General features: G+C 44.7%; 20 protein-coding genes and 1 other annotated feature. Of the genes, 15 read left to right on the forward strand and 5 right to left on the reverse strand.

Going from position 1 to position 16,659, the window contains the following annotated elements; translation table 11 throughout:
• Positions 1-921: a cation diffusion facilitator family transporter gene (locus MHN09_RS06390; RefSeq protein WP_239239667.1), complete on the reverse strand. Its 921-nt coding sequence runs from the start codon at positions 919-921 to the stop codon at positions 1-3.
• A gap of 162 nt (positions 922-1,083) precedes the next feature.
• On the opposite strand from MHN09_RS06390, the gene MHN09_RS06395 reads away from it, so the two are divergent.
• The 3 genes from MHN09_RS06395 to MHN09_RS06405 all read left to right on the forward strand — a co-directional run bounded on the left by MHN09_RS06395 (position 1,084) and on the right by MHN09_RS06405 (position 3,601).
• On the forward strand, positions 1,084-2,139 hold the full coding sequence (locus tag MHN09_RS06395; RefSeq protein ID WP_239239669.1) for an SRPBCC family protein: 1,056 nt from the start codon (positions 1,084-1,086) through the stop codon (positions 2,137-2,139).
• Between the two features lie 47 nt (positions 2,140-2,186).
• Positions 2,187-2,588: a GFA family protein gene (locus MHN09_RS06400; protein ID WP_239239671.1), complete on the forward strand. Its 402-nt coding sequence runs from the start codon at positions 2,187-2,189 to the stop codon at positions 2,586-2,588.
• A gap of 317 nt (positions 2,589-2,905) precedes the next feature.
• Complete coding sequence (locus tag MHN09_RS06405; RefSeq protein WP_239239674.1) at positions 2,906-3,601, forward strand: EF-hand domain-containing protein; 696 nt, start codon at positions 2,906-2,908, stop codon at positions 3,599-3,601.
• A 50-nt stretch (positions 3,602-3,651) separates the two neighbouring features.
• Here the strand turns inward: MHN09_RS06405 and MHN09_RS06410 are convergent, their stop codons facing one another.
• The 3 genes from MHN09_RS06410 to MHN09_RS06420 all read right to left on the reverse strand — a co-directional run bounded on the left by MHN09_RS06410 (position 3,652) and on the right by MHN09_RS06420 (position 6,282).
• Positions 3,652-3,870 carry a hypothetical protein gene (locus tag MHN09_RS06410; protein ID WP_110288592.1) on the reverse strand — a complete coding sequence of 73 codons (219 nt, stop codon included), beginning with the start codon at positions 3,868-3,870 and terminating at the stop codon, positions 3,652-3,654.
• An 85-nt stretch (positions 3,871-3,955) separates the two neighbouring features.
• The gene (locus tag MHN09_RS06415) at positions 3,956-5,260 is read right to left on the reverse strand and encodes an alpha-amylase family glycosyl hydrolase (RefSeq protein WP_239239677.1); all 1,305 of its coding nucleotides are present in this window, start codon (positions 5,258-5,260) and stop codon (positions 3,956-3,958) included.
• A gap of 113 nt (positions 5,261-5,373) precedes the next feature.
• A complete protein-coding gene (locus MHN09_RS06420) occupies positions 5,374-6,282 on the reverse strand; it encodes a sulfite exporter TauE/SafE family protein (protein WP_014976941.1) in 909 nt (302 codons plus the stop codon).
• A gap of 153 nt (positions 6,283-6,435) precedes the next feature.
• On the opposite strand from MHN09_RS06420, the gene MHN09_RS06425 reads away from it, so the two are divergent.
• The 4 genes from MHN09_RS06425 (at position 6,436) to MHN09_RS06440 (ending at position 8,727) form a co-directional block, all read left to right on the forward strand.
• Entirely contained in the window at positions 6,436-6,918 is a 483-nt protein-coding gene (locus tag MHN09_RS06425; protein ID WP_239239680.1) for a DUF2244 domain-containing protein, read from the forward strand.
• A gap of 116 nt (positions 6,919-7,034) precedes the next feature.
• On the forward strand, positions 7,035-7,304 hold the full coding sequence (locus MHN09_RS06430) for a DUF6482 family protein (protein ID WP_257721543.1): 270 nt from the start codon (positions 7,035-7,037) through the stop codon (positions 7,302-7,304).
• Between the two features lie 180 nt (positions 7,305-7,484).
• A complete protein-coding gene (locus MHN09_RS06435) occupies positions 7,485-8,057 on the forward strand; it encodes a YSC84-related protein (RefSeq protein ID WP_239239683.1) in 573 nt (190 codons plus the stop codon).
• A 373-nt stretch (positions 8,058-8,430) separates the two neighbouring features.
• Positions 8,431-8,727, forward strand: coding sequence for a hypothetical protein (locus MHN09_RS06440; RefSeq protein ID WP_336246532.1), 297 nt, complete (start codon positions 8,431-8,433; stop codon positions 8,725-8,727).
• A 15-nt stretch (positions 8,728-8,742) separates the two neighbouring features.
• Here the strand turns inward: MHN09_RS06440 and MHN09_RS06445 are convergent, their stop codons facing one another.
• Complete coding sequence (locus MHN09_RS06445) at positions 8,743-8,982, reverse strand: hypothetical protein (RefSeq protein ID WP_239239686.1); 240 nt, start codon at positions 8,980-8,982, stop codon at positions 8,743-8,745.
• Positions 8,983-9,212: 230 nt separating this feature from the next.
• Positions 9,213-9,331: a sequence feature (His leader region), on the forward strand.
• Between the two features lie 50 nt (positions 9,332-9,381).
• Between MHN09_RS06445 and hisG the strand changes: the two genes are divergently transcribed.
• From hisG to hisIE, 8 genes are read left to right on the forward strand one after another with little or no spacing between them, the layout of a single operon-like run.
• The gene (gene hisG, locus MHN09_RS06450) at positions 9,382-10,284 is read left to right on the forward strand and encodes an ATP phosphoribosyltransferase (protein ID WP_239239689.1); all 903 of its coding nucleotides are present in this window, start codon (positions 9,382-9,384) and stop codon (positions 10,282-10,284) included.
• Positions 10,285-10,297: 13 nt separating this feature from the next.
• Entirely contained in the window at positions 10,298-11,602 is a 1,305-nt protein-coding gene (gene hisD / locus MHN09_RS06455) for a histidinol dehydrogenase (protein ID WP_239239692.1), read from the forward strand.
• Entirely contained in the window at positions 11,602-12,681 is a 1,080-nt protein-coding gene (gene hisC / locus MHN09_RS06460) for a histidinol-phosphate transaminase (protein ID WP_049588647.1), read from the forward strand. Before hisD ends, hisC begins: the two co-directional genes overlap by 1 nt.
• The gene (gene hisB / locus MHN09_RS06465) at positions 12,678-13,748 is read left to right on the forward strand and encodes a bifunctional histidinol-phosphatase/imidazoleglycerol-phosphate dehydratase HisB (RefSeq protein WP_239239694.1); all 1,071 of its coding nucleotides are present in this window, start codon (positions 12,678-12,680) and stop codon (positions 13,746-13,748) included. The genes hisC and hisB overlap by 4 nt, the downstream gene beginning before the upstream one ends.
• Positions 13,748-14,377 (forward strand): imidazole glycerol phosphate synthase subunit HisH, encoded by a 630-nt coding sequence (gene hisH, locus MHN09_RS06470; RefSeq protein WP_239219142.1) that lies wholly within the window; start codon positions 13,748-13,750, stop codon positions 14,375-14,377. Before hisB ends, hisH begins: the two co-directional genes overlap by 1 nt.
• Positions 14,377-15,114 (forward strand): 1-(5-phosphoribosyl)-5-[(5-phosphoribosylamino)methylideneamino]imidazole-4-carboxamide isomerase, encoded by a 738-nt coding sequence (gene hisA, locus MHN09_RS06475; RefSeq protein WP_049588644.1) that lies wholly within the window; start codon positions 14,377-14,379, stop codon positions 15,112-15,114. The genes hisH and hisA overlap by 1 nt, the downstream gene beginning before the upstream one ends.
• A complete protein-coding gene (hisF, locus tag MHN09_RS06480) occupies positions 15,096-15,908 on the forward strand; it encodes an imidazole glycerol phosphate synthase subunit HisF (RefSeq protein ID WP_039222819.1) in 813 nt (270 codons plus the stop codon). Before hisA ends, hisF begins: the two co-directional genes overlap by 19 nt.
• The gene (hisIE, locus tag MHN09_RS06485) at positions 15,905-16,522 is read left to right on the forward strand and encodes a bifunctional phosphoribosyl-AMP cyclohydrolase/phosphoribosyl-ATP diphosphatase HisIE (RefSeq protein ID WP_015067587.1); all 618 of its coding nucleotides are present in this window, start codon (positions 15,905-15,907) and stop codon (positions 16,520-16,522) included. The genes hisF and hisIE overlap by 4 nt, the downstream gene beginning before the upstream one ends.
• Positions 16,523-16,659 lie beyond the last annotated feature (137 nt).

Genomic DNA, 16,659 nt, shown 5'->3' on the forward strand with positions numbered 1-16,659 from the left:
CTATTCTGCGAGTTCTGGATCTTTGATAAACAGAATATCCATAATTATTGCAGGGTCCCACTCGCGCATCTCTGCTTCGCACTTGAGCCTAATTTCATCCAATTCACTAATAGTGGCGATTGAAAATGCATCATCAACAATAATGTGGACTAATAAATAAACGTCTCTGCCTCGTTTACTAATACGTACCTCTACATGCTCGTAGGGAACGTCTGCTAAGGTCTTTTTGAATTTTTTCTCGATTACCGCTGAAATAGACTCAGGAGGAGCTTTATTGATCACTTCATTTAAACTTTCGCGCAAAATTTTAAACGGTACAGGAAGCATTGCCGAACCAAGTATAATCAACAATACCGGGTCTACATACGGCGCCCATGTTTTATACTCAGTCGATTCCAACGCGTAAGCTAAAATAAAAGCGAACAAAATAGAGGCGCTCAACACACCATCTATCATCCACGTATGCGAATCAACTTTGACTAAATCAGACACCAAGTGCTTACCTTTGACGCGCATATAAATAGATATACTGAAACAGCCAACTGTCGCTACCACGCCGTAAAACATACCAATACCATATTCAGCAGCATGTCCACCCGCCAACAAACTCTGAACTGAACTTGCAACGGCATACACACATGTGGCAATGATGATAAGCGATTTGAACATGTTCAATGTCGGCTCAATGGCCGTGTAACCGAAGTGGAAACGGTCGTCGTCAGGGCGTTGAACTAGGTTAGCGACTTTTAGCGTTAGCATTGACATAACAAACGCGATCAAAGAGTACGCTGCATCAAATAAAATTGCGCCTGAACTCGTTAAAATGGCAAAACCAAGCGCGACAATGACAAATGCGCCGGCAATATAAAAAGAAAGCGTTAACAGACGCTTTTCTTCAAGGTAATGGAAGCCAATGTCCATGTAAATCACTATAAAATTGAGGTGCGCGGATTCTACTCCGATATTTTGAAAAAAATAGTGCTTCAATCAAAAATATTGCTATTTTTTTAGTCAATTCAGTGATACATAGCGCCTATATAATTTCGACGTAACGCAATGCGTTTTAGGCTCCCTTTTTAAACTATGAATTTAGCCACACATCCTTCTATAAAAAGTTATTTTGACGCTGAAGTGAGCAAGCAAGAAATCGAGCAAGTATTCTCTCGTGGGCTTTCCTATGCGGGCCACTCATTAATGGTTCCAGAGAAATTTAGTTATCAAGTATTGCCCCACCTAAACAATCGGTTTGTACTGTTTAACCAAGGTGATAACTATGAACTTATATCCAATGTTTGCTTACATCGACAAGCTCAACTTCTTGAAGGGCAAGGCCGGGCACGCAGCATAGTTTGTAAACTCCACTGCTGGGGCTATGACAATACAGGCCAGCTTAAAGGTGCGCCCCACTTTAAGGATGCCCCTAGCGGTCAGTTGAAAAAGGAATCACTGTCAGTGTGGAACGGTCTTCTATTTCGAGGGCGATCTCCTAATATGGACTTATCCGCCCTTGGGCTTGAGGACTATCTCGACTTTACCGATTACTTTTACGCCGGTTCTGAAACGTCGGAATATCAATTTAACTGGAAGACATTTATCGAAATCTATCTAGAGAACTATCACGTGTACTCCATGCACCCTGGGCTTCGCCAGTTTGTTAAACCCGATGATTTAGAATGGTCGTTTGGCGATGATTTTTCAGTTCAAAAAGTTGGGCTAGGCGACCAGCTTACCAAGCGCACAACACCGCGTTACAGAGAGTTCCAAGACGCATTATTGGCACGATTCGGGCAAACACTTCCTCGCTTTGGCGCAATATGGTGCTTTTTGTACCCTAATATTATGATTGAGTGGTACCCAGATATTATTGTCGTCAGCACGATTTACCCCAAGGGTGCCGGCGCATGTGTAAACCACGTTGAATTTTATTATCCCGAAGCACTTTATAAAGATATGCCAGACTACTTTGCAGCGGAAAAAGCGGCCTATATGGAAACAGCGGTAGAAGATGAAGAAGCCTGCCTATTGCTAGAAAAAGGTCGACGAGCACTTTATTTATCAGGCGAAGAAGAACACGGTCCCATAGAACCGTTTTTAGAAGCAGGCGTGGCGCATTTTTACGATTGGCTTGCTAAACAGTAGCAGTCTTGGTGCTTTAAATAGTGGTATTTCACAAAAAAGGAGTTTTGATGAACAATTACAAAGGGTCTTGTTTGTGCGGGTCGGTAACTTTTAAAATTGAGGGTGATTTTGACAGTTTTTATCTGTGCCACTGCAAACATTGTCAAAAGGATACAGGTTCGGCCTTCGCAGCCAACCTGTTTTCAAGTTCGGCTATATTAACTTGGGCATCGGGTGTTGACGCTGTAGTCAACTTCACGCTCGAGAACACGCGTCATAGCAAAAGTTTCTGTAAAATTTGTGGTTCAGCCCTTCCGTGTACTCAACTCGGTGACATTCTAGCCGTACCCGCTGGGTGTCTGGATACGAAACTACTGATTAAACCTACTGCACATATCTTCGGCGTAAGCAAAGCTGCGTGGGAAGAAAGCTTAGAAACCATTACAAAATTTGAACGTTTACCGCAATAAACATTGAGTACTCATTCGAAACCTAATGGCTTTATGCTTAACAAAGTTCGCTGCTTGAATAACGGCAGGTCGATTGTTGCTCGCATTCAAAACATTCTCCGCTTAACGTGTTCCGTTTTTGTCAAAAATAGCGAGTAACTTTTTCAGAAAATTCTATAGATCTCACAATTCCGCCTGTCGTCACCCAACCTTTCAAAAAACATAAACCAATGATCTAAAAACATTTTATTGAAATGGCATATGCTGTGAATAACTCCATGTGAATACTCTCCTCCGTTTTTAAGCAGTATGGAGGCCGAAAAACCAAGGAGTTAGATATGAAAAAATTAACAATTGCTACACTAATCAGCGCCGCACTTTCTACTGCCGCGTTTGCCGGCAATGGTATCGAAAAAATAGACACCACATTTGCCGATTTGGATAACGATGACAACGGCTATATTTCACGAGAAGAAGCTGACGACGATGAGATTTATGCGCACTTTTCCAAAATTGATACCAATTCAGACATGCAGCTTTCAATTAAAGAGTTCAATGCTCATGTAACGAAGCACCCTCAACATTTCGATGACGACGTGCTTGCAACGGTAAAATCGATGAAAGAGAGTATGGGTACAGAAGGTACAATGGAAACGGAAGTTAAAGTTGATACTGATGTCGATGAAGTGGTTGCCGCGACGAAAGACAAAAGGCTGACTCACGAACTACGAGCTAAGACTGAGTTGAAGGCTAACGGAAACTTAGAAAAGACAAACGTTGACAAAGTGGCTGAAGATACTGTTGTTCACGATAATACGGTTATCGCAGATGAAGCGGTCATTGCGCGCAGTAAATTTGAGATGATGGACGCTAACAGCGACGGTAAGCCTACTAAAGCTGAAGCCTCGCGAAGTGGTGTAACACGTGATTTTGATAATATTGACGCAAATGACGATGAATTAATTACGCGTACGGAATTTAAGCGTTATCAGAGTAAGTCTGAAAGTAACTCAAGTGATAGTTCTGAAGAGTAATGACTAAGTTGTACTAGCTCAGATTAGGTCTGAGCTAGATTCTTTAGCATCTAACTTTCGGGTGTTGACTTAATCACTTCCTCGATTTCACTGTTACCACTCAAGCGTGCGAGATCGATAAGATAACCTTTTTCTAGCTTATCCAAAGTGTGTCCTTCAAGTCGCGCTTTTACCTCTTCAACATCACCATTGGCAATAGAAGTTTTAAGCGCTGCATGATTATTTAACGAGCGGTCTTCTGTTTTTTCAGCTGAATCATTCACAGTCATAGTCCATCCTTAATTTTCACTTAGTAAAAAAACACTAGTGCTTTTTACCTTTTGTAGTTAAAGATGACACTAAACGATCACACGGTTAAGCAATCCATATCTCGAACTGCCAAGGCGTGATTTTACACACTGAATCAGCTCCGAAGATTTTCTTTTCGTCGCGCTCCCAGTGCGCATACTCACCTTCAAACAATGGTTCTTCAAACGTTACATCAAGCTGCTCATTTGAGAAATTAATCACAACGAACACTTTTTCATTTTCACTACAACGTACAAAACTAAAAACCTTATCCATCTTAGAGTTTGGCACCTGTATCATTCTTGCCCCGTACTCTCCGTTCCCTAGCACGGCTTTGGACTTTTTAATAGCAATTAGCTTGCGGTACAAGTTGCCTATTTCATGTTCTTGCCAGTGTATTGGATCGCGCTCAAAGAACGCTAAACGCTTGGTTTCACCAGCTTCTTGTCCGTTGTGAATGAGCGGCATACCTTCACCTACCACAGACAACGCAATGCAGGCTTCAAGCGCATCACCAAATTGTTCGCGCTGAGTGCCATCCCAGGCATTTTTGTCATGATTACTAACGAAGGTCATTCTGTAAGCGGAGTGAGGCCAGCTGCGTTCGTTCCACGAATAATACTTGCGCAACCTATCCAGCGAACATTGTCCGTGTGCGAGTTCGTGTAGCGTCTCGTTCCAACTCCATGCGTATGTCATATTGAACGCATTTTCGTGAAGATCTCGATTCTCCCATTCAGCCAACATGAAGACTGGTTTGATTGCGCTTAGCGTTTGCACTGCTTGCTGCCAAAAATCGTTGGGGACATACCCCGCTACATCACAGCGAAACCCATCAATGTCGAACTTTTCAACCCAATAACACAACGCGTTAATCATGTATTTGCGAAGGCCAACGTGTTCATAATCAAACTCTATGATATCGCTCCAATCCCACCACGGAGATGGACGAAAATCTCCTTTGTAGTCTTTGGCGTACCACTCGGGGTGCTGTTCAACCAAAGGATTATCCCACGCACTGTGATTTGGCACCCAGTCTATGATGACTTTTAGCGAAAGCTTGTGCGCTTCATCCACCAGCGCTTTGAAATCCTCTTCGCTACCAAATTCAGGGTTAATGGCCAGATAGTCTTTTACTGCATAGGGACTTCCAAGCTCTCCCTTTTTATTCTTCTCACCAATAGGGTGTACAGGCATAAGCCAAACAATATCAGCGCCAAGTGATTTAATGTGGGATAACCCCTTTCTCACTCCTTCAAAATTACCTTGCTCTGAAAACTGTCGTGTGTTGACCTGATAAATAACAGCGTGAGATGACCATTTTGGCTGAAGCACGTTATATCGTTTCTTAGGAACAGGATTGATATCCATATTATCTTTCCTTATCGAGATTAGCGTTTAGAAGAAGAATCTGGTTCTGCATCGCGTTACTTTAGGCTTCAAATTGCAGCGAGCTGGGCTTTTAACTGCCGCAAGCTCGTGGCTTAAAGAATAGGTAAACTTGTAACACCTAAAATTAGTACCCAAATACCGAAAAAAAGTTTTAGACGCTGAACCGAAAATGCTAAAACAACAAACTTTGCAATCGTTCCACCGACTATCGCACCTGCCCCAGCAAACAAAACAACCTGCCATACCACAGACTCGCTTATAAAAGCGTGATACGGCAATGCAGACCACACAGTAAAAGCCGACAAGATAACCGCGCTGGCAATAGACAAAGTTACATTAAACCCTCGAATTATGAGGTAAACAGCGACTAACTCTCCTACTCCTACCGAAAGCCACGCGGTGATAATGCCGCCTAAAAAACCAATGAAAGGTAAAAGCAAAAGATCTTTCGTATGTAAGTCTTTTTTGAAATGGGTACGCTTCATTAGCGGAATAGAAGCAAATATTGCGATTGCTAATAGAATAGAAAAACTACCAAAAGCGATGTGAAGGTTATTGGCCCCACCCCACAAATGCTCTAGAAGCCGTGTACTTTGAGAAGAATACTGAGCGAATCCTATGCCGCATATTGACGAGGGAACCGTTAACATCAGTACACTGGGTAATGCCTTCCAATACTGATCATACTTGTGTTGGTGTTTATAATACGCGGCCCAAGTTAGTGCCCCCGCGGTCATACCACAGCATTGGATGGCGAAACTCGTTGCCACAACGCTTTGCGCAGAAAATGACAGGTAGTTAAAAAACGGAACGAAAACCACGCCACCGCCAGCTCCAGTGGCGTTCGCAAATATAGCACCAATAACGCCAAGAACGCTGAAAAGCCCGAACTCTTTAACAAGCTCAATAGGGGCTGGTTGCGCTAGCAAACTGCCGATCCATAAAAATAAAAGTACTATCAACGCTGTTTTGCCAGCGTTTTGCTTGATGAGAGAAATCACATACGTCCTTAAGGCAGAAAATACGGCAAGTTACACGGCATGACTTTTCTAAGCACGCAGCCAACTAGCACCTGTACAATTTTCAAACTATTGTTATCCCACTACGTATAAGGCTTTACTTACACAGATATCATATACAGCATTTTAAAAAACATGGTTGAAGTATCTACATTTGAGCACCAGGTGCAACTGCATCTTTCGCCAAACCGCTCAGCAACATGGCAACAGACAAAGCACCTTATTGCAGCTTTTGCCCTTTTTATCAGCTCGATAGCTATTGCTTGGTCACTGGCCGGTGCGTGGGTCATATTACCTTTTGCAGGATTGGAGGTCGGGTTGCTGACGCTGGTTATGTATTTAGTTTCTAAAGCAACATACCGCTGGGAGACGCTCTTAATTTCATCAAACAGCATTCAAGTCACTAGCTCGAACGGTATCAGCATAGAATTCTTCCGCCCTGATACGTCCTTGTACTATAAAAAAGACTTGAGCTTAAAATGTGCGCCACAGCTTGTGCTACAAGCCCCTCTGCAGCAATTTGAAGTGGGATCATTTTTAAATTTAGAGGACAAAGAGCGTGTTCATGAATATATGCAAAAGGCGGGGATCGCAGTATGTTCGAATAAGTGGTGGTAATTCGTGTTGCTTTGAAGTGCAACTAATGCGTAAGGCTCCTTATCGTGTATGACACAAAATTAATGATCATTGTGGCTATTTTCGACTAATTAGATATAAGACGCAGCTAAAACGAGTTGCGACCTAATGAGGGTTACACTATGAACTTATACATTGAGTCACTAGAAGGCGGCAATTACCTCGCATCAACCGGTATGGGCGCCTCACGCACCTTGGTTCGCGACAACAAGTCACAACCTAAAACGTTTCACTGTTTAAACGAGATTAGGGAGCATTTTGACTCTCAAGCCTTTGAGAAAGTTTGGCTCCGTCAAAGCACACCGTATGAAGAAATGGTTGGTCAAACCGATCATCCCGGTGCGTTAGAGCTTGAAATTGAGTGGTAGCGACTTGCAGGTGTACTAGCAAGTAAGACCAATAGTTTTCAATGTTCCATGCACCACTTAGCACGTTTTTTGCGTACAACTAATGTGACGTAAATTAAAACGGTATTTTATTGAATTAGAAACAGTAAGAATGGTCTTCTTCTGTAGTTAATAAAATACCTACATGCTAAGGAGAATTGCATGAAAATAAGTAAGTTAGCTATTAAATCTGTGTTTGTGGCTGCCGTGTTAGCCTTGACGGCGTGCGCTTCGATGGGCGACGGAACTGTTGCTGAAAAGCGACAAGCTATTTTAGATATGCAAGATAACGCGCTTGCCCGCCTTTATTCTGAAAAGCCCGATACGCGCTCTCAGGTAAAAGACGCTGCCGGCTACGCCGTATTTACCAATGCTAACATCAACGTATTCTTTGTGGCGGCGGGCACAGGCTACGGTGTTGTAAACAATAATGTAAACGGCGCAAAAACATATATGAATATGGCCGAAGGTGGTGTAGGCCTTGGCTTAGGCGCAAAAGATTACCGAATTGTTATGGTTTTCCACACACAAAAAGCGATGAATCACTTTATTGAAAATGGATGGACCGTAGGTGGTAACGCGGATGTAGCAGCGAAAGCCGGTAACAAAGGCGCATCTGCAGAAGGCGAAGGCTACTTGGGTAACGTCACAGTGTATACTATGACTGAAAGCGGCCTTACATTACAGGCCACTGTTAAAGGCACGAAATTTTGGGTAGATAAAGAACTAAACTAATTCTGCCCTAACTATTTTTAACCATATTAGCGATTAGCGCTCCAACACACCGAAGGCCTCTTGAATGCAAGAGGCCTTTTTATTTTTTCTGCACAACTGCCAGCTACCGCTCTAAATCTTTACAATAAACATATCCCGCGGCTCTTGACTAATATCGCAAAGACTCGCCAATCCAGGAAAATGCTTAGCACTTTTCAGACCTTTATTTGCGTAATATTGCGCAGTGTATACATCGGCTGAGTAAGTATTATTGGACATCCAAACCGCGAGAAGCATTATTGCAAGCCGCCATACAGACTTTTTTATACTAACCATAACGCTTTCCATTCTAGGTATATAAAACCACGTGGTTTTGCGGTGTTGATTTTTTTCGCTGTTTAGTGAGCGTTTACTTGAAAATGCAATGGAACTAAAAGAAGACCACAACCCTGAACTGCGTTTGTTGGGTATTGTTGTTAATCAATTCAATAGCCAAGCAAAGCTTCCAAGAGAGTTAATTGAGACACTTAAGCAGCAAGATTTGCCAGTGTTAGAAAGTTATATAAGTGCCACGGTAAAAGTGAAAGAGTCTCACTCTAAGCGAATGCCGCTGCCTTTTTACTTACCTAAGCACAAAGTGACGAATCAAATTGCGGCTTTATTTGAAGAACTCAATGCGAGCAAAACCTAACGCTAACAAGTTTCGCTAAACATCAATATCAATATGCTTAAGCCCACCCTCGCTGTTACCTCGCTCTTTATCTTTCGAGTTTTCAGCTGATTTTTCGATAATCTCAGTCCGCTTCACGTCTTGAAACTGATCGCTCTCTTCTTCACTGAAATGCTCGGACTTTTTGGTCTTTTGCACTTTCTTCACGCGGTCGTCCGTCTCAATCGGCACTTTTGTGTTGCGAGGCAAAATGGGAAACAGTAGATCGTTGCTCATACGCCCTCCAGAAGTTTGCATTTGTCTCTATAACTTATCGGCAACGAGTTGCCTAAAATTACGGTTCAAAACTAATTCATAACGAATTGTTTTATTATATACACATTAAATTAGAGTTAATGTGCCAAAAGAGTTCACTTTAGCCTTGCAAATCCTAATTCAAAACGCTAATGTTTCAGCCGTTCGAAATTAGGAATTAAAATTTTCAAAATGATTAACTGCGCGACGAAACATCACCATCACCACAAAGCATAACCTTTCAGGTTCGTGCTGGAAGGTCTATGTATCCTTCCAGTGGCGCAGATAAAACAAATTCTCGACCCTCGGAAGGAAACTTCCGGGGGTTTTTCGTTTTAGGCGCAATCAAAAGTTAAAACACAACGTGTAAGGAACGTTTCAATGAGTAACAGCAAAAGACTTCGAATTGCCGTACAGAAATCAGGTCGATTGAGCGATGACAGCATTGCCCTACTGAAAGCTATAGGCATTAAACTCAATATTCGTGATCGCCTGCTGATTGCGCATTCTACGAACCAGCCTATTGATTTGCTTCGCGTGCGTGACGACGATATTCCAGGTCTTGTTATGGATGGTGTAGTAGACCTAGGCTTTATTGGCGAAAATGAGCTAGAAGAGAAAATGCTAGAGCGTAAAGCTGCGGGCAAGCCATTCGAATATGAAGTATTGCGTCGTCTAGACTACGGCGGCTGCCGCCTGTCTATTGCGGTACCTAATGAGATGGATTATCAAGGAATCCAGTCGCTAGAAGGCAAAAAAGTAGCAACAACTTACCCCTACCTACTTGAGCGCTACTTCAAAGAACAGAGCATAAATGCAAAGGCTGTAATGCTACAAGGTTCTGTGGAAGTGGCCCCACGAGCAGGTGTAGCTGACGCTATCTGTGACCTTGTATCTACCGGTGCAACCCTTGAAGCTAACGGTCTTGTTGAAAAAGACGTTATTTTCCGCAGTAAAGCGGTACTTATTAAGCGCGCTGATGGCGAGCTTAGCGACGAGAAAGAAACACTGGTTAACCGACTAATGCCACGTGTTGATGGCGTATTACTAGCAAAAGAAAGCAAGTACATCATGCTACACGCACCAAAAGCGTATTTAGAGCAGGTGAAAAGCCTACTTCCAGGTGCTGAAAATCCTACGGTTCTACCACTTGCTGGAAATGAAGAACAAGTTGCTATCCACGTTGTTTCTACAGAGACCTTGTTCTGGGAAACCATGGAGAAACTTAAAGCCCTTGGTTGTAGCTCTATTCTTGTAATGCCAATCGAAAAAATGATGGGCTAAAAGGCAGGCAATTATGATTACTTGGTCATCTCTTTCGGTAAATGAGAAAAAACAGGCGCTAGCCCGCCCGGCTATGGCCAATAGCCAACAGTTAAAGCAGACCGTGGGCGACATTATCGCCCGCGTTGAAAAAGAAGGCGATGAGGCAGTACTTGATTACACACGTAAATTTGACTGCCCAGACTTAACTAGCCTTGTACTTTCACAAGAAAACATTGATGCTCTTGCTGCGAAGGTAACGCCAGAGGTAGCAAGTGCTATCGATACTGCGTTCAACAACATAAAAATGTTTCACGAAGCGCAAATGCCTAGTGATATCGCGCTAACCACAACGCCTGGTGTTAAATGCGAGCTGCGCTTCACCGCCCTTGATGCAGTGGGTCTTTATATTCCAGGCGGCAGCGCGCCGCTTCCTTCTACCGTATTGATGCTAGGCGTACCTGCATTGGTGGCGGGCTGCGAAAATAAGCTACTTTGTACTCCACCAAACAAAGAACAGCTTATCGCGCCTGAAATTGCGTATGCGGCCAGAAAATGCGGCATCGACAAGATCTTCTTGTGTGGTGGTGCCCAAGCAATCGCCGCTATGGCCTTGGGAACAGACAGCGTTCCTCAAGTAGATAAGATTTTTGGCCCGGGTAACAGCTTTGTGACTGAAGCTAAACAGCAAGTAAGCCAACGTGCTGATGGTGCAGCTATCGATATGCCGGCCGGCCCATCAGAAGTGTTGGTACTTGCTGATGAGTTCGCAAACCCTGAGTTTGTAGCGGCCGACCTGCTTTCCCAAGCCGAGCACGGTCCAGACTCGCAGGCTATTTTGGTGTCTAACAGCGCTACACTTATTGAAGAAGCAAAAGCCGCGGTTGAACGTCAATTAGCAGCCCTATCTCGCGCTGAGATTGCCCGCCCTGCTATGGAAAATGCGCGTTATATTTTGGCTGATTCCATTGAGCAAGCCATTGAAGCAAGTAACGCCTACGCTGCTGAGCACTTAATTGTACAAATAGAGAATGCCCGTGATTATTTGCCAAAAATTAAATACGCAGGCTCTATATTCCTAGGCCCGTGGTCACCAGAATCTGCAGGTGATTACGCGTCGGGCACTAACCACGTACTGCCAACCTATGGCTATGCTAAGAATTACTCTAGCCTTGGATTATTAGACTTTATGCGTCGCTACACTATTCAAGAACTAAGCGCAGACGGCATGCGTAATTTAGGCCCTGCGATTATGGCACTTGCAGCTGCCGAGGGCTTGGATGCACACGAACAGGCCGTTGCACTTCGCATGCAGGCACTTAAGCAAGGAGACGCCTAATGTCGGCACTTATCGATAACTTAATTAACGAAAATTTAGTGCCGCTAAAGCCGTATGAATCGGCTCGTCGCTTGTTTTCAGGTGGTCAAGACTGGCTTAATGCCAACGAGTCACCTTATGCCAACGAATACAGTGTAGATAGCAGCAACTTTAACCGCTATCCGTCATGTCAGCCCGAAGCGGTAGTCAGTGGTTACGCAAACTACGCCGGGCTAGACAAATCGCAGCTTATTGTTACCCGCGGCGCAGATGAAGGCATTGAGTTACTTATTCGCACCTTCTGCACGCCGGGTAAAGACAGCATTCTGATATGCCCGCCTACCTACGGTATGTATGCAATCAGTGCTGAAACCTGTGATGTGGGCGTTAAGAAAGTGCCGCTTAACGACGACTTTAGCCTTAACGTGAATGCTGTATGCGCTGAAGATGACGTTAACGTGATTTTCATCTGTGCGCCCAACAATCCAACCGGTACGCCAGTTGCTCGTGAAGACATTAAAACCGTGCTCAATCACTTTGCCGATAAAGCACTGGTTGTTGTAGATGAAGCGTATATTGAGTTCGATGCCGACAATACGTGGGCAAATGAGATTAACAACTATCCAAACTTGGTGGTACTTCGTACGCTGTCTAAAGCGTTTGCTCTTGCCGGTCTTCGCTGTGGTTTTACACTTGCTCAGGCACCCGTCATCCAAGCACTACTTAAAGTGATAGCGCCCTATCCCATTCCAGAGCCAGTAGCGCAGATTGCTGCACAAGCATTGTCGGCTGAATCGCTAACGTTACTTGAGCTTCAGGTGGCTACCATTAACCGGGAAAAAGAGGCCCTAGCCGAAGCGCTGAATTCTATCGAAGGCTTTGAATTAGTGGGTGATAGACGAGCAAACTTTATCTTATTCCGCTACGCAAAAGCGCAAGCCCTAATGCAGTACTTGGTAAGCCAAGGCATGCTTATTCGCGATCAATCAAAACAGCTTAACTTACAAAACTGTTTACGCGTAAGCATAGGCACTGAAGAGCAAAACCAGCGTTTAATGCAGCTAATTAACGAATTTAAAAATAATGAGGACGCGGCATGAGTCAGCAAGCCATTTTATTTATTGACCGCGACGGTACACTCGTAGAAGAGCCGCCAGTAGATAAGCAATTAGATAGTTTAGAGAAGCTTGTTTTCGAGCCAAATGTTATTCCTGTGCTACTTAAACTAAAGGCAGCTGGGTTTAAACTGGTGATGGTAAGTAACCAAGACGGCTTGGGTACAGACAGTTTCCCGCAAGAAGACTTCGACAAGCCACACAATGCCATGATGGCCATTTTCGAAAGCCAGGGTGTAGTGTTTGACAACGTGCTTATTTGCCCGCACTTCGATGCTGATAACTGCACATGCCGCAAACCAAAGCTTGGCTTAGTACAAGAATACCTACAGCAAGGCAAAGTGGACTTCACTCGTTCGTTTGTTATTGGTGACAGAATTACCGATGTACAGCTTGCTGAAAACATGGGAATTCGCAGTTTTCAGTACAACCGTGAAAGCTTAAACTGGAACGATATTCAGAAAAGCTTGTTAGCGTCTTCACGTATTGCAGAGGTGGTACGTACCACCTCTGAAACCGACATTCGCGTGCGTGTAGATCTTGATTCGCAGGCTAAGTCGACAATTCAAACCGGCATGGGCTTTTTTGACCACATGCTTGACCAAATTGCGACCCACGGTGGCTTCGAGCTAAACCTGACTACCGATGGCGATTTGCACATTGACGATCACCACAGTGTAGAAGACACCGCCCTTGCCCTTGGCGAAGCGCTTAAAAAGGCTCTGGGCGACAAACGCGGTATAGGTCGCTTTGGTTTCGCGTTGCCAATGGATGAGTGTCGTGCGGAATGTATTATGGACATTTCAAACCGCCCACACCTTAAGTTTGACGCTGAATTTAGCCGCGACCAGGTAGGTGAAATGGCCACCGAAATGGTGCCGCACTTCTTCTACTCGCTTGCACAAAGCATGGGACTATCGCTGCACCTTTCCACCAGCGAAGGTAATGCACACCACCAGGTAGAAAGCCTGTTTAAAGTATTTGGCCGTGCGCTACGTCAAGCCATTACGCGCCAAGGTGATGCACTACCAAGTAGTAAAGGAGCCCTGTAATGTCAGTGGTAAACCCCAGGCAGCGACAAAAAATAGTTATAGTAAATACCGGCTGCGCGAACATTTCATCAGTACGCTTTGCCCTTGAGCGCTTAGGCGTTGAAGTGGACGTATCTGACGATGTAAACGTGATAAAAAACGCTGATAAAGTGTTCTTACCCGGCGTAGGAACAGCGGCAGCAGCGATGGCAAGCATTAAGCAAAAAGCGCTAGTGGAAACCCTGCAGTCGCTTACCCAACCTGTGCTAGGCGTATGTTTAGGCATGCAACTTATGGTTGAAACCAGCGCTGAAGGTGGTTTTCAAGGTACAGGCAACATCGACTGTTTGAACCTAATGCCAGGTCATGTGGCTCGCATGGAATCAAAAGGCGTGCGCTTACCTCATATGGGTTGGAACACAGTCTCTCATAAAGAAGAAAGTTTATTTAAGGGCATCCCACAAGATACCTACTTTTACTTTGTGCACAGTTTTGCCGTTCCTGAATACGAGCACACGCTTGCAAGCTGCACTTATGGTAATACGTTTTCAGCAGCTATAAATAAAGACAACTTTTACGGGGTGCAATTTCACCCAGAGCGTTCTGGCGAGGCCGGAGCACAATTACTGACTAACTTTGTGAACCTATAATGATTATTCCAGCGATTGATCTTATTGACGGACGCGTAGTACGCCTTTATCAAGGCGACTACGAGCAGAAAACCCAATACGAACTGGACCCAGTAGACGTGGTTCACGACTATGCCGACCAAGGTGCAACCTGGCTGCACATTGTTGACCTAACAGGCGCTAAAGACACCAGTAAACGTCAGCTTTCACTAATTAAGTCTATGGTCGATACCAAGCGCATGAAGTTTCAAGCCGGCGGCGGTATTCGTAGTGAAGAAGAAGTAGCGCAATTACTAGAAACGGGCGTAAGCCGCGTAGTGATTGGTTCTTTGGCGGTAAAACAACCCGAGCTTGTGAAGTCTTGGGTAGAAAAATACGGCCCAGAGCACATTGTATTGGCCCTTGATATCAATATTAGCGACAGCGGTGAAAAGCTTATTGCTACCCACGGCTGGCAAGAGAATTCTGGCGTAGCCCTTGAAGGCTTGCTTGAAGACTTCGCTACAGTAGGCGCAAAGCATGTGCTGTGTACCGACATTAGCCGCGACGGCACGCTACAAGGTGCGAACACTGAGCTGTATCAAGAAATGGCAGCCCGTTTCCCACACGTTAGCTGGCAAGCGTCTGGCGGTATTGGCAGCATCGCTGATATCGAAGCGCTAAAACCCACAAACGTTGGTGGCGTAATTTTAGGCCGCGCACTACTTGAAGGTAAATTCACGGTGAAGGAGGCTATTGCATGCTGGCAAAGCGCATAATTCCCTGTTTGGATGTACGCGACGGCAAAGTCGTTAAAGGCGTTCAGTTTAGAAATCATGAAATTATTGGTGATATTGTGCCTCTTGCCGAGCAATACGCAAAAGCGGGGGCCGACGAGTTGGTATTTTACGATATCACCGCAAGTTCTGATGCCCGCGTGGTAGACAAAAGCTGGGTAAGCCGTATAGCACAGGTTATTGATATCCCGTTTTGCGTAGCGGGCGGCATTAAGAGCATTGAAGACGCCGGGCGCATTTTGGAAATGGGTGCAGATAAGATTTCGATTAACTCCCCTGCCCTTAATAACCCAGATCTAATTAACCAGCTACACGACGTATACGGTCAACAGTGCGTCGTGATTGGTATCGACAGCTTTTATAACGAAGCAACCGACCAATACGAAGTGTACAAATTCACTGGTGATGAAGCGCGAACGCAAAAAAGCCAGTGGCAAACCATCGATTGGATTAAAGAAGTTCAGTCGCGCGGTGCGGGTGAAATTGTTCTGAACTGCATGAACCAAGACGGCGTGCGCAAAGGCTACGATGTGAAGCAGCTAAAAGCCGTGCGCGATATCTGTGAAGTGCCGCTAATTGCGTCGGGTGGCGCAGGTGAAATTGCCCACTTTACGGATGTGTTTCAACAGGCTGACGTAGATGGCGCGCTTGCAGCATCAGTATTTCACAAGGGCATCATCAATATTGATGAGTTGAAAGCAGAGTTGACCAGCAATGGCGTTGCCATGCGTAAGCGTCACGGATTAACGGCGCAAGCAGAAGGAGTAAACCCGTGATCATTACTAACGAAAACAGCAATAAATTAGCTTGGGACAAAATGGACAACCTACTACCCGCCATTGTGCAAGACGCACTGTCTGGCAAGGTATTAATGCAGGGCTACATGGACCAAGACGCATTGGCGAAAACCCTTGAAACGGGCAAAGTGACATTCTTCAGCCGTTCAAAACAGCGTCTTTGGACCAAGGGTGAAACATCTGGTAACACGCTAGATTTAGTGAGCGTTGCTTGTGACTGCGATCAAGATTCACTGTTGGTACTTGCCAACCCTAACGGCCCGACATGCCACACTGGTGTTGAAAGCTGTTGGTTCGACGGCAACACTCCAGCCTTTACGTTTCTTGCAGATTTAGAGCGTGTATTGGCTGCCCGTAAAGACGCTGACCCTAAAAGTAGCTATACCGCTAGCCTCTACAACAAAGGCATTAAGCGCATAGCGCAGAAGGTGGGCGAAGAAGGTGTAGAAACCGCATTGGCGGCTACTGTGCACGACAAAGAAGAGCTTAAAAACGAAGCCGCTGACTTGTTGTACCACTTAACGGTACTGCTTCAGGCGAGCGATATGTCGCTAAACGATGCACTTGATGTGTTGCGTGAGCGCCACAAGTAATCCGTTGTAAAACTCGTTTATTATTCAAAATGCCCTTCTCGTTTTCTACGCGAAGGGCATTTTTGTATCGCAGAGCTTTGCACTTCATTGCAATTAACATTGTTTAGCCTGCCTAAAAATTGAGCATAAAATAATCC

Origin of the sequence: Alteromonas sp. MmMcT2-5 (assembly GCF_022348315.1) — a bacterium.
In the GTDB taxonomy this organism is placed as follows: Bacteria; Pseudomonadota; Gammaproteobacteria; order Enterobacterales; family Alteromonadaceae; genus Alteromonas; species Alteromonas macleodii.

Coding starts and splice junctions, on each gene's coding strand:
- hisA (WP_049588644.1), top strand. CDS start 14,377: ATGATTATTCCAGCGATTGATCTTATTGACGGACGCGTAGTACGCCTT.
- MHN09_RS06445 (WP_239239686.1), bottom strand. CDS start 8,982: ATGAGCAACGATCTACTGTTTCCCATTTTGCCTCGCAACACAAAAGTG.
- MHN09_RS06395 (WP_239239669.1), top strand. CDS start 1,084: ATGAATTTAGCCACACATCCTTCTATAAAAAGTTATTTTGACGCTGAA.
- hisF (WP_039222819.1), top strand. CDS start 15,096: ATGCTGGCAAAGCGCATAATTCCCTGTTTGGATGTACGCGACGGCAAA.
- MHN09_RS06410 (WP_110288592.1), bottom strand. CDS start 3,870: ATGACTGTGAATGATTCAGCTGAAAAAACAGAAGACCGCTCGTTAAAT.
- MHN09_RS06405 (WP_239239674.1), top strand. CDS start 2,906: ATGAAAAAATTAACAATTGCTACACTAATCAGCGCCGCACTTTCTACT.
- MHN09_RS06400 (WP_239239671.1), top strand. CDS start 2,187: ATGAACAATTACAAAGGGTCTTGTTTGTGCGGGTCGGTAACTTTTAAA.
- MHN09_RS06390 (WP_239239667.1), bottom strand. CDS start 921: ATGGACATTGGCTTCCATTACCTTGAAGAAAAGCGTCTGTTAACGCTT.
- hisD (WP_239239692.1), top strand. CDS start 10,298: ATGATTACTTGGTCATCTCTTTCGGTAAATGAGAAAAAACAGGCGCTA.
- hisB (WP_239239694.1), top strand. CDS start 12,678: ATGAGTCAGCAAGCCATTTTATTTATTGACCGCGACGGTACACTCGTA.
- MHN09_RS06435 (WP_239239683.1), top strand. CDS start 7,485: ATGAAAATAAGTAAGTTAGCTATTAAATCTGTGTTTGTGGCTGCCGTG.
- hisC (WP_049588647.1), top strand. CDS start 11,602: ATGTCGGCACTTATCGATAACTTAATTAACGAAAATTTAGTGCCGCTA.
- hisH (WP_239219142.1), top strand. CDS start 13,748: ATGTCAGTGGTAAACCCCAGGCAGCGACAAAAAATAGTTATAGTAAAT.
- MHN09_RS06415 (WP_239239677.1), bottom strand. CDS start 5,260: ATGGATATCAATCCTGTTCCTAAGAAACGATATAACGTGCTTCAGCCA.
- MHN09_RS06425 (WP_239239680.1), top strand. CDS start 6,436: ATGGTTGAAGTATCTACATTTGAGCACCAGGTGCAACTGCATCTTTCG.
- hisG (WP_239239689.1), top strand. CDS start 9,382: ATGAGTAACAGCAAAAGACTTCGAATTGCCGTACAGAAATCAGGTCGA.